Genomic DNA, 10,975 nt, shown 5'->3' with positions numbered 1-10,975 from the left:
TCGAGCGCGGCGATGGCATCGGCGATCGCGAGCGTGCGCTTCGCGCTGTCGACGTGCAGGTTCTCGATCATGCGTCCGTTGTAGGTGACGACGCCCGTGCCAGCACCCGCCTCCCACGCGGCGAGGATGCCGCGCGCGTCCTCGATCGCCTGCTCCGACGGCGCGAACTCGGTGTTCGCGATCTCGACTTGGCCCGGGTGGATCAGCGTCTTGCCGTCGAAGCCGAACTCTCGGCCCTGCCGGCACTCGGCGGTGAACCCGTCGATGTCCTTGACGTCGTTGTAGACGCCGTCCAGGATCGCGATCCCGGCCGAGCGTGCGGCCAGCAGCGTCAGCGAGAGCGCAGTCAGGACCGGCGCGCGGCCGGGCACGTGCTCGGCGTAGAGCTCCTTGACCAGGTCGTTGGTGCCCAGGACGAAGCACGCCAGCCGATCAGAAGCTGTCGCGATCTCCTCCGCGTGCAGGATGGCCACCGGCGTCTCGATCATGGCCCAGAGCTTGGTGTGCTCGGGCGCACCGGTGCGTTCCATCGCCGCGACGAGTGAGCGGACCTCGTCGGCGCTGTTCACCTTGGGCACCACGATCGCGTCGGGGCCGGCCTGCGCCGCGGTCGCAAGATCATCGTCGTGCCACTCGGTGCCGATGCCGTTCACCCGGATCGCCAGCTCGCGCTTGCCGTACGCACCGCTCGACGCCGCGGCGGCCGCCGCCTCGCGGGCGCCGGGCTTCGCGTCGGGGGCGACGGCGTCCTCGAGGTCGAAGATGATGCCGTCGCACGGCAGGCCCTTGGCCTTCTCGAGCGCCTTGGCGTTCGAACTCGGCATGTAGAGGACGGAGCGCCGCGCCCGGAAGTCCGTCACGCCTCTATCCCCTCGTACTGCTTCTTCAGTTCGGGGTCCACAGCCGACAGGCGCTCGGCCAGGTCGACCATCACCAGGCACTGCTTCAGCGACGCGTCGTCCTCCATCTTGCCGTCGAGCATCACCGCGCCGGTGCCGTCGCCCATCGCGGCCACAACCCGCCGCGCGTGCGCGACGTCCTCGACGCTCGGGCTGAACACCTTGTTGGCAATGGCGATCTGTTTCGGGTGCAGGCTCCACGCGCCGACGCAACCGAGAAGGAACGCATTGCGGAACTGGTCCTCGCACGCCACGACGTCGGTGATGTCGCCGAACGGGCCGTAGTGGGCGTAGATGCCGTGCATCGCGCAGGCGTCGACCATCCGCGCGATCGTGTAGTGCCAGAGGTCCTGCTGATAGGTCGTGCGCGGCCCGTCGATCTGCCCGTCCGTGGGGTCCTGCCGGACGAGGTAGCCCGGGTGCCCGCCGCCGACGCGGGTGGTCTTCATCCGCCGGTCGGCGGCGAGGTCGGCCGGGCCGAGCGACAGGCCCTGCATGCGGGGTGACGCGCCGCAGATCTCCTCGACGTTGGCCACACCGCGGGCCGTCTCGAGGATCGCGTGCACCAGGATCGGCCGCTCGAGCTTGGCCTTCGCCTCCAGCTGGGCGAGCAACCGGTCGACGTAGTGGATGTCCTCGGCGCCCTGCACCTTCGGCACCATGATCACATCGAGCTTGTCGCCGATCTCGGTGACCAGCGTGACGAGGTCGTCGAGACCCCAGGGCGAGTCCAGGGCGTTGACGCGCGTCCAGAGCTGCGTCGGCCCGAAATCCGTCGACCTACCGATGTCGACGAGACCCTGCCGAGCGGCCTCCTTGTTGTCGGCCTTGACCGCGTCCTCGAGATTGCCCAGCAGGACGTCTACGGTGCCGACCATGCCGGGCACCTTGGCCGCCATCTTTGCGTTGCTGGGGTCGAAGAAGTGGATCGCCCGCGACGGCCGCGCCGGGATCTCGCGCAACGGAGCCGGTGCCCCGACGGCCAACGGCGTGAAGAAGTCCTTGGCGGTGCGCATGCGTCTCCCTCTGATCGACTGGCCCCGTTGATCGATAGGCGTTGCGGAACCTAGCAGCCGGTAATGCTTATTCGCCCAGGGCGAGATACAGATCGCGGATCAACGCGATGTCGGCACCGTGGTGGATCAGCTCGCGGTTCACCCACCACACGACGTCGACGAAGGGCAACGTGCGGTCGAGACCTCCCGGGTACTGCGAGTACCCGACCTGCCCGGCCTGCTCGCCGTCCGCGCCGGCCACCGCCGAACGCCAGCGGGCTGCGGCACGCGCGAACTGCTCGACCGCCTCCTCCGCTGAGGACGGGAAGGGCCCGTACGCCTCGGCGAGCGAGTGAGTCCCGTCGACGTGGTCGGCGCGGGTCAGGAAGCCGTCGACGAGGTGGGCCAGCATCCAGGCGATGGTGCGGATCGCCTCGCCACCGTCGTTCTCGATGGCGACCAGTTCGTCGCCGACGACCGGGACGAGATCGGCGGCACCGGGCACCGGCGACCAGCGGTACTCGTCGTCGGTGAGCCCGTCCAATCGCTCGAGCAGCAGCTCGAGCGAGGTGTCAAACTGCGCGAGCAGCGGAGCCAGCACCGGCGTGCCGTCGGCGTCGGCCGTCAGGGAACCCATGTCGATCATCTTGCGCTGGGCGCCGGCGAACGCGGAGACCGAGGTCACCGGCCCATGCTTTGGCAGCTCTGGATCAGCCGGGGATACTCAGCGGTAATCGCCGAGACATCAGCCGTTGACGGCGCGCAGCTGGAGGTTCGCATGGCTCGTCTGGCCCAGACCGCAGGACTGACCGAGATCCAGACCGAGATCCTGGCGGCCGTGAAGACCTTCGTGGACAAGGAGATCATCCCGTACGCCACGGACCTCGAGCACAAGGACGAGTTCCCCGAGGCGATCGTTGAGGGCATGAAGGAGATGGGCCTGTTCGGCCTGATGATCTCCGAGGAGTACGGCGGCCTCGGCGAGTCGCTGCTGACCTACGCACTTGTCGTCGAGCAAATTGCCCGCGGTTGGATGTCGGTGTCGGGCGTGATCAACACCCACTTCATCGTCGCCTACATGATCGCGCAGCACGGCACCGACGAGCAGAAGCAGTACTTCCTGCCCAAGATGGCGACGGGCGAGATACGCGGTGCGTTCTCGATGTCCGAGCCCGACCTCGGCTCCGATGTCTCGGCCATCAAGACCAAGGCTGTCCGGGACGGCGACGAGTTCGTCATCAACGGCTCCAAGATGTGGCTCACCAACGGCGGCGGCTCGCGCGTGGTTGCGACGCTGGTCAAGGACGACCTCGGCGCCGATTCGGTCTACAAGAACATGAGCACGTTCCTCATCGAGAAGGAACCCGGCTTCGGCGAGACCCGGCCCGGCCTCACCATCCCCGGCAAGATCGAGAAGATGGGCTACAAGGGCGTCGAGACGACGGAGATGATCCTTGACGGTGTCCGGGTGCCGGTCAGCCGCGTGCTCGGCGGCGAGGAGGCGCGCGGCAAGGGCTTCGCGCAGATGATGGACGGTGTCGAGGTCGGCCGCGTCAACGTCGCCGCCCGTGCCTGTGGGATTTCCATCCGTGCGTTCGAGCTCGGGGTCGCCTACGCCCAGCAGCGCAAGACGTTCGGCAAGCAGATCGCCGACCACCAGGCCATCGCGTTCAAGCTGGCCGAGATGGCCACCAAGGTCGAGGCCGCGCACCTGATGATGGTCAACGCCGCACGGCTCAAGGACGCCGGCACCCGCAACGACGTCGAGGCCGGGATGGCCAAACTCATCGCCTCCGAGTACTGCGCCGAGGTGACTCAGGACAGCTTCCGCATCCATGGCGGCTACGGGTACTCGAAGGAGTACGAGATCGAGCGCCTCATGCGTGAGGCGCCGTTCCTGCTCATCGGCGAGGGCACGTCCGAGATCCAGAAGACAATCATCAGCCGCGGGCTGCTGAAGGAGTACAAGCTGCAGCAGTGAATGCTGTCCCTGTCCTCGAGGTCGGGGGCACGCACGTCTCGGCAGCGCTCGTCTCGTTCGACGGATGGACGGCGGCCGGCGCGGTACGCCTGCCCTTGGACGCAGACGCCTCTGCCGAGGAGATCCTCGCCCGGTTCGTGAGCGCGGCCGGTGCGGTCGGTGCCCCGTCCGGCGCGACCTGGGGCGTGGCCATGCCCGACCCGTTCGACTACGCGGGCGGGGTGGCGCTCTTCGACGCAGCCGTCGGCAAGTTCGGTGCGTTGCACGGCGTCGACGTCGGGGCGGCGTTGCGCGCCGCGCTCGGCGCTGACGTCGTGTTCCTCAACGACGCCGACGCCTTCGCGCTGGGGGAGTGGACGGCCGGCACAGCCCGCGGATTCTCGCGGGTGTGCGGCGTGACGCTCGGGACCGGAGTCGGGTCCGGGTGGGTCGTTGACGGCGCGGTGGTCGACCCTGGTTACCCGCGTGACGGTCGCATTCACCACGTCGAGGTCGACGGCGTCCCGCTCGAGGACGTCATGTCCCGACGTGCGATCCGGCAGGCGTTCGTCCAGGCCGGGGGCGCGTCGTCGGCCGACGTCCGCGAGATCGCGTCGCTGGCCCGGACGCGCGACTCGCGGGCGACCGTGGTCCTGCAGCAGGCCCTCGGGGCATTGGGCGATGCAGTCGGTGGCGCGCTCGCCGGTTTCGCACCCGACGTCCTCGTCCTGGGCGGGTCGATGGCTGCGTCGTGGGCCCTGTTCGAGCCCTGGTTCCGCGCGGGAGCCGGTGACCTCCCGCCGGTCCGGGTGTCGACCGACGCCGAACGCAGCGGCTTTGTCGGCGCCGCCAAACACGCCTCTCGCGCTTGACCGCCGCTTGTGACCCTCTGATCGCGTGACCCTCTGATCGCGGCCTGCGCGCGGTCGCGGCGTGTCATGCGCCGGCAGAGCGCGATCGGAGGGTGACAAGCGGCGGTCAGAGGCGGGTCGACACCGCGCAGTAGTCCCAGAGCCGCTGCGCTTCATCGGCGGTGTGCCGGGTGAACGGCAGGTAGGACGTCGGGCGGGGGCGGCGGTCGTGCCAGAACAGCCCGGTGGTGGTGCCGGGCCAGCGCGCCGCCAGCAGCCATACGGCCGTGTCGGCGCCCTCGTCGGCACTGCGCAGGATGGGGCCGACGACGCGGGCGAAACGGGGCAGCGCGTCGGTGATGCCGCGGGTCTGGGCCCAGCCCGGATGCATGGCGTGCACCGACACCCCAGGCAGGTGCTCGGCCCAGAGCTGCGCGAGGACGACCTGCATCCGCTTCGTCCGGGCGTAAGAGACCGTGCCGTCGTAGTCGCCGAGCTGGAACTCCGGGTCGTCGATGCGTAGCGGCTGGGTGTACATCCCGCCCGAGGCGACGAAGACAACCCGCGCGTCGGTGTCGGCAAGGAGCAGCGCGCGCAGCTCGTTGGTCAGCAGGTGCGGGCCCAATACATGGGTCGCGACGGTCAGCTCATGCCCCTCCGCCGTCTCGATGCGCTCGGGCGGCAGCACGCCGGCGTTGTGCACCAGCGCGCGCAGGCTGGGCAGCTCGTTGCGCAGCTGGGCGGCGCTGGCCGTCACGGACTTCAGGCTCGACAGGTCGCACTCGTCGACGACTACGGACGCGCCCGGGCAGGCCGCCACCAGCTCAGCACGGGCAGCCTCGCCCCGCGCGGTGTTGCGGCACAGCAGCCGCACGGAAGCACCGAGGCGGGCCGCACCCAGAGCCGTGGCCAGGCCGAGCCCGGAGTTCGCTCCGGTGATCGCAACGGTGTGTCCGTCGAGAACGCCGGGCTCGAGCTCTTCGTCCCACCACCGGCTGCGCAGTGCGTACCCGACACGCGAGTAACCCGGGACGATGGTGCGGTCGAGCAACGTGTCGACCACCCGGGTGAGCATGTTCTCGACCATAGCGAGGCGGGCCGAGCCCCGGGGCTCAGCGATGCGACGTCACGACGACGTGCACGAATCTCAGCTTGTCCAGTACCGCGGGCGTCAGGGTGAACGGGTAGAGGTCGTCCTTGCCCATGCTGCGATTGAGCTGGTTGAGCACCAGCTTCAGCGCAATCCATGACCGGGCGAGTTCGTCGAAGTTCTCGACGTCCTCGACTGGGTCGACCCGGATCTCGGCATCCCACGAGACCGCGAGGTCCAGGCTGGGCCCGTCGACGCGCAGCCCGTACCAGGACGCCGTCTCGGTGGTGTCGCGGATGTGCAGGTAGTGAGCGAAGGTCTCGGCCCAGTCCTCCCACGGGTGGGCGGCGGCGTAGTGGCTGACGTGTGTGTCGGCCCAGGAGTTGTCGTCCGGCTTTCCGTAGTGCTCCTGCAGCGCGTCGCTATAGCTTTCGCGGTCGTCGCCGAACAGGTCGCGAAACCGGTCGATGAACGGGGTGTCGTCGACCAGCACCTGCCAGTACCAGTGCCCGATCTCATGACGCAGGTGGCCGAGCATCGTCCGGTACGGCTCGGCCAGCTTCACCCGCATGGCCTCCCGGTGCGGATCGTCGCCCTCAGCGAGGTCGATGGTGATGACGCCGTCGGCGTGCCCGGTGATCACGTTCTGCTGCGCGCTGGACAACAGGTCGAACGCCAACCCCTTCTCGGGGTCCTCGGTGCGCGGCGTGGTGGGCAGTTTCAGATGATCGAGCTGGTAGGCGAGGCGACGCTTGGCCGCCTCGGTCAGCCGCCATGCAGCCATACCGGCAAGGTCCGTGTCGGCCGGGCGGGTGCGGGTCAGCAGGCAGCATTCACACAGCCCGCCGGACTTGGTCAGCCAGTTGCAGCCGATGAGGTCGGCGTTCGCACAGCGCTCCAATGACGTGTGATCCAGGCTGACCAACGCGCCGACCGACCGGTCATAACCCTGCTCATGCCCACAGGTGAAGCAGCGGTCGTTCTCGAAGAAGATCAGGCTGCGGCAGTTGTCGCAGGCGAAGGCGCGCACGGGTTGGTACTCCGGTTCATAGGTCGATCGCTGGATGACCCGACGGGCTTACCCAGGACGATGCGCGGCGAACGTCAGGACCGGCTGGCCGGCTGTGGCCTCGGTCGCGTCTCGAGCTGCATAAAGGCCTCGGCACCGGCAGCCGGACTGGCGTCGTCGGGGATGTCGAGTGTCCGGACGGCATCCCGTGCAACGACCTGCTGGGTGGTGGTCGTGCGCTGCGCCCGGCCCCGACCGATGAAGCTCACCGCCCAGTGCAGCAACGTGGTGAACCGGTTCTTGAACCCGATCAGGTAGAAGACGTGGATCACCAGCCACAGCACCCAGGCGATGAAGCCGCCGAACCGCAGCGGTCCGACGCTCGCCACGGCCTTGAACCGGGAGATCGTGGCCATGCTGCCCTTGTCGAAATAGTGGAACGGCTTCTGCGCCGCCTTGCCCGCGATGCCCCGGACGATCGCCTTCGCGGCGTAGCTGCCCTGCTGCATGGCCACCTGCGCCACACCCGGGTAGTCCTTGAGCGACATCATGTCGCCAATGACGAAGACCTCGGGATGGCCCGGCAGCGAGCAGTCGTCCTGCACCTTGATGCGGTTGCCGCGGTCCATCTCCGCACCGGTCTGCTCGGCCAGTGAATTGGCCAGCGATGACCCCTTGACCCCGGCCGCCCAGACGATCGTGCGGGTGGGGATGTGGGTGCGCGTTCCGCTCTTGTCCTCGACGGTCATCCCGCGCTCGTCGACACTGACGACCTTCTCGTCGAGCCACACGTCCACGCCCAGCTTCTCAAGCTGCCGCGCCGCGCCGGCGCCGAGCTTCGTACCGAAGGCGCCGAGGACGGAGTCCATGGCGTCGACGAGCACGATGCGCGCCTTGGTGGTGTCGATGGAGCGGTAGTCCTTGCGCAGCGTCCGGTGCGCGAGTTCGGAGATCTGGCCGGCCATCTCGACGCCGGTGGCACCGGCGCCGACGACGGCGAACGTCAGCCACTCGGCTCGTTTGGCCTCGTCGTGCTCCAGCTCGGCGAACTCGAAGGCGCTCAGGATGCGTCCGCGCAGCTCAAGAGCGTCGTCGATCGACTTGAGGCCGGGCGCGTTCAGCGCGTAGTCGTCGTTGCCGAAGTACGAGGTCTCGGCGCCCGCGGCGACGATCAACGAGTCGTAGGGGGTGACGGTGGTGGTCCCGCCGGCGTGCGAGGTGACGGTGCGCGCCTGGACGTCGATGTCGCTGACGTCGCCGAGCAGCGTCTGAATGTTCTTGTAGCGCCGCAGGATCTCGCGGGTGGCCGGTGCGATCTCGCCCTCGGACAGGATGCCGGTGGCCACCTGGTAGAGCAGCGGCTGGAACAGGTGCTGCGTCGTGCGGCTGATCAGGGTGACATCGACGTTCGCGCGGCGCAGCTTCTTGGCCGCAAACAGCCCACCGAATCCCGAGCCGATGATCACCACATGGTGTCGGTGTGCCAACTTGTCGGTCATCGTGGTCCCTTCGCTCAACTTACTAACGCCTCTGCAGCTTGGTTTCGTCCTACCCGAGCTGTGGCGCGCCCTACTGTGCCTGTGAGCGACGCCCGTCGAGCGCGGCCTGAGCCATCGGCAAGCACGCCCTGCAGACCGAGTCGGGCGGCCTCGCCCGCGATAGCCGACCACTCGTCGGGGCCGGCGCCGTCGAGCGTCGCCCGTACCGCCCGGCACCGCAGCAACCCGGGCGCGGGGCGCATCAACCCGTCCATCTGGGGCAGCGCGTTCCGCTGCGACCAGGCCCAACTCCGCCCCATGCCGACCCAGCTCCTCACGTTGGCCGGCCAGGGCTCGATCACCGCCGAGGGCGTGCCCGTGCACGACGGCGACCTGCCGGCGCAGTTCGCGCAGGCCATGGGCAACGTGCCGGAGCTGCTCGGACTGGCCCGCTGGGTCTGACCGACGTGCTGTCGCTGACGATCTACGTCACGGACATGGACGCCGCGCTCGTTGCATACGGCGTGCTCACCGAGCGCCTGGACGCGGCTGGCGCCACGCCGCCGGCGACGCTCGTCGGCGTCTCGCGTCTCGCCATCCCGTCGATGCTCGTGGAGATCACGGTCACCACCGGACGGTGACTCAGCGGTCGGTCGTGCTGGCCGACGCCCGGCCGAGACGCTCGATCCACTCGTGCAGGGCGACGCCGCCCGCAATCGCGAGGGCGCCGCACAGCCACGCCCCGGCGCGGTAACCGCAGGTCGAGCCCGGGTGCGGATCGCCCAGCAAGCCGGCTAGGACCGGGGCGCCGCGCCCGTTCGCGTTCGGGCCGTTGTCCGCCAGCGGCAACAGCCAGGTCCAGGCGATGAGGGCGAGCGTCGAGAGCAGGTGCAGCAGCGCGAAGTTGGCGCCGACCCTGCCGTGCCGGTGCAGGCGACGGGTCGGCAGGTCGATGAGCGGCAGGTACACCAACACCTCGAGCGCAGCGACGCCGGCCAGCTGCACCTGCTCGCTGTGGTGCACGACGACACCGAGCGCGACCGCGAAGCCGACCAGCACGAGCGCCAGGCTCATGCGCCGCAGCAGCGCTGCGGGCACCGGCAGGTGGGCGGTCAGGAACGGCGCGAACTCGTCGTCCCGATCCACGGCCGGCCCCCACCACCGCATCCGACCATCGTGTGCTCCACGTGCTCGCTCGGACAAGATTTCCTCTCCAACCCGCGTCGGCCCGCGAGGCCGCCCCACCCCGGGTTGAGTGTCGGGTTACGCGTCGAGTGTCGACTTACAAGCCGACACTCAACGCGTAACCCGACACTCGACTGACGGGCGGATCGCGCGCCCGTCCACAGGCTGTCCGTTTCGTGTGGATCCGTTCTTCGGGAACCCTTAGGATCTGTCTTTCGACCGACACGGGGGTGGGGGACGTGACGCTCGAGGCGGATCGGTCTGCCCAGGCCATCCTCGAGACCGAGGTGCGCGAGCTGGTGCGCCGGCGCGGCATCGACCCGATCGCCGAGCCGGCTGTTGTCGCCCGCCTCGTCGAGGAGGTCGTCGGGGAGTACCGCGACCGCTCGGTCACCAACAGCCTGCCAGCGATGGGTGACCCGGTGGCGGCGACGCGTGGCCTGATCGACGCGGTCGCCGGATTCGGGCCGCTGCAGCCGATGCTGGATGACCCGACCGTCGAGGAGATCTGGATCAATGAGCCGGGCCGCGTCTTCCTGGCCCGCAACGGCCGCTCCGAGCTGACGACGATCATCCTCACCGCCGAGCAGGTCGCCGAACTGGTCGAGCGGATGCTGCGTCCGACCGGTCGGCGCATCGACCTCAGCACGCCGTTCGTCGATGCGATGTTGCCCGATGGCTCACGTCTGCACGTCGTCATCCCCTCCATCACGCGGCGCCATATGGCCGTCAACATTCGGAAATTCGCGATCGGCCTGCGCTCGCTGGACGATCTCGTCGGCGCGGGATCCCTCACCGAGCAGGCCGCGCGTTTCCTGGAGGCGTCCGTCGTTGCGGGGCTGAACATCTTGGTCGCCGGCGGCACCCAGGCTGGGAAAACGACGATGCTGAACGCGTTGTGCAGCGCCGTCCCGGCCCGGGAGCGGGTCGTCACGGTCGAGGAGGTCTTCGAGCTCTCGATCCGGCTGCCGGACGTCGTCGCCATGCAGACCCGCCAGCCGAACCTCGAGGGCACCGGCGAGATCCCGCTGCGGCGCCTGATTAAGGAGGCGCTGCGCATGCGGCCCTCGCGCCTCGTGGTCGGCGAGGTCCGTCAGGAGGAGTGCCTGGACCTGCTGATCGCTTTAAATAGCGGGCTGCCCGGAATGTGCACTTTGCACGCCAATTCCGCCCGAGAATCATTGATCAAGATGTGTACCTTGCCGCTGCTGGCGGGTGAGAACGTGTCGGCCGGCTTCGTGGTGCCTACGGTCGCCACGAGCGTCGACCTCGTCGTGCACCTCGGACTCGACGCCCACGGGCAGCGTCGGGTCCGCGAGATCGTGGGCGTGACCGGCCGGGTCGAGGGTGACGTCATCGAGACGTCCGAGATCTTCTCGACCCGACGGGGGCGGCTCGAGCGGGCCGACGGTTACCCGCCGCACCCCGATCGCTACGAGGCGGCGGGCATCGAGCTCGCCCACGCCCTGGGGCATCGCGCCGATCTTCGTCCGGCGGCGGGGGCCTGA

The 10,975-nt window shown here is 68.9% G+C and carries 12 protein-coding genes; 5 read left to right on the top strand and 7 right to left on the bottom strand.

Annotated features, from left to right (window positions below):
* The 3 genes from ACFFC4_RS00310 to ACFFC4_RS00300 form a co-directional block, all read right to left on the bottom strand.
* On the bottom strand, window positions 1-824 hold an 824-nt coding region (locus tag ACFFC4_RS00310; RefSeq protein ID WP_375497154.1), incomplete at its 3' end, for an HpcH/HpaI aldolase/citrate lyase family protein.
* Between the two features lie 32 nt (window positions 825-856).
* Entirely contained in the window at window positions 857-1,915 is a 1,059-nt protein-coding gene (locus ACFFC4_RS00305; protein WP_375496602.1) for an HpcH/HpaI aldolase/citrate lyase family protein, read from the bottom strand.
* A gap of 67 nt (window positions 1,916-1,982) precedes the next feature.
* On the bottom strand, window positions 1,983-2,579 hold the full coding sequence (locus ACFFC4_RS00300; protein WP_375496600.1) for a DinB family protein: 597 nt from the start codon (window positions 2,577-2,579) through the stop codon (window positions 1,983-1,985).
* 93 nt (window positions 2,580-2,672) lie between these two features.
* Here ACFFC4_RS00300 and ACFFC4_RS00295 point away from each other — a divergent pair, with 93 nt between their 5' ends.
* The gene (locus ACFFC4_RS00295; RefSeq protein WP_375496598.1) at window positions 2,673-3,875 is read left to right on the top strand and encodes an acyl-CoA dehydrogenase family protein; all 1,203 of its coding nucleotides are present in this window, start codon (window positions 2,673-2,675) and stop codon (window positions 3,873-3,875) included.
* On the top strand, window positions 3,872-4,726 hold the full coding sequence (locus ACFFC4_RS00290) for an ROK family protein (RefSeq protein WP_375496596.1): 855 nt from the start codon (window positions 3,872-3,874) through the stop codon (window positions 4,724-4,726). The genes ACFFC4_RS00295 and ACFFC4_RS00290 overlap by 4 nt, the downstream gene beginning before the upstream one ends.
* A 106-nt stretch (window positions 4,727-4,832) precedes the next feature.
* Here ACFFC4_RS00290 and ACFFC4_RS00285 read toward each other — a convergent pair whose 3' ends face one another.
* From ACFFC4_RS00285 to ACFFC4_RS00275, 3 genes are all read right to left on the bottom strand, one after another.
* The gene (locus ACFFC4_RS00285; RefSeq protein WP_375496594.1) at window positions 4,833-5,780 is read right to left on the bottom strand and encodes an SDR family NAD(P)-dependent oxidoreductase; all 948 of its coding nucleotides are present in this window, start codon (window positions 5,778-5,780) and stop codon (window positions 4,833-4,835) included.
* 37 nt (window positions 5,781-5,817) lie between these two features.
* The gene (locus ACFFC4_RS00280) at window positions 5,818-6,825 is read right to left on the bottom strand and encodes a putative zinc-binding metallopeptidase (protein ID WP_375496592.1); all 1,008 of its coding nucleotides are present in this window, start codon (window positions 6,823-6,825) and stop codon (window positions 5,818-5,820) included.
* 74 nt (window positions 6,826-6,899) lie between these two features.
* The gene (locus tag ACFFC4_RS00275; RefSeq protein WP_375496590.1) at window positions 6,900-8,303 is read right to left on the bottom strand and encodes an NAD(P)/FAD-dependent oxidoreductase; all 1,404 of its coding nucleotides are present in this window, start codon (window positions 8,301-8,303) and stop codon (window positions 6,900-6,902) included.
* Window positions 8,304-8,600: 297 nt separating this feature from the next.
* Here ACFFC4_RS00275 and ACFFC4_RS00270 point away from each other — a divergent pair, with 297 nt between their 5' ends.
* Both ACFFC4_RS00270 and ACFFC4_RS00265 read left to right on the top strand, forming a co-directional pair.
* Window positions 8,601-8,744 carry a hypothetical protein gene (locus ACFFC4_RS00270; RefSeq protein ID WP_375496588.1) on the top strand — a complete coding sequence of 48 codons (144 nt, stop codon included), beginning with the start codon at window positions 8,601-8,603 and terminating at the stop codon, window positions 8,742-8,744.
* A gap of 5 nt (window positions 8,745-8,749) precedes the next feature.
* Window positions 8,750-8,923 (top strand): RidA family protein, encoded by a 174-nt coding sequence (locus tag ACFFC4_RS00265; RefSeq protein WP_375496586.1) that lies wholly within the window; start codon window positions 8,750-8,752, stop codon window positions 8,921-8,923.
* A 1-nt stretch (window position 8,924) separates the two neighbouring features.
* Here ACFFC4_RS00265 and ACFFC4_RS00260 read toward each other — a convergent pair whose 3' ends face one another.
* Window positions 8,925-9,449 carry a hypothetical protein gene (locus ACFFC4_RS00260; RefSeq protein WP_375496584.1) on the bottom strand — a complete coding sequence of 175 codons (525 nt, stop codon included), beginning with the start codon at window positions 9,447-9,449 and terminating at the stop codon, window positions 8,925-8,927.
* A 257-nt stretch (window positions 9,450-9,706) separates the two neighbouring features.
* On the opposite strand from ACFFC4_RS00260, the gene ACFFC4_RS00255 reads away from it, so the two are divergent.
* Complete coding sequence (locus ACFFC4_RS00255; RefSeq protein WP_375496582.1) at window positions 9,707-10,975, top strand: CpaF family protein; 1,269 nt, start codon at window positions 9,707-9,709, stop codon at window positions 10,973-10,975.

This window comes from uncultured Jatrophihabitans sp., from assembly GCF_964244045.1.
Lineage (GTDB): Bacteria > Actinomycetota > Actinomycetes > Mycobacteriales > Jatrophihabitantaceae > Jatrophihabitans.
Note: the sequence above shows the minus strand (reverse complement) of the source record. Positions and strands in the feature narration are given on the sequence as shown.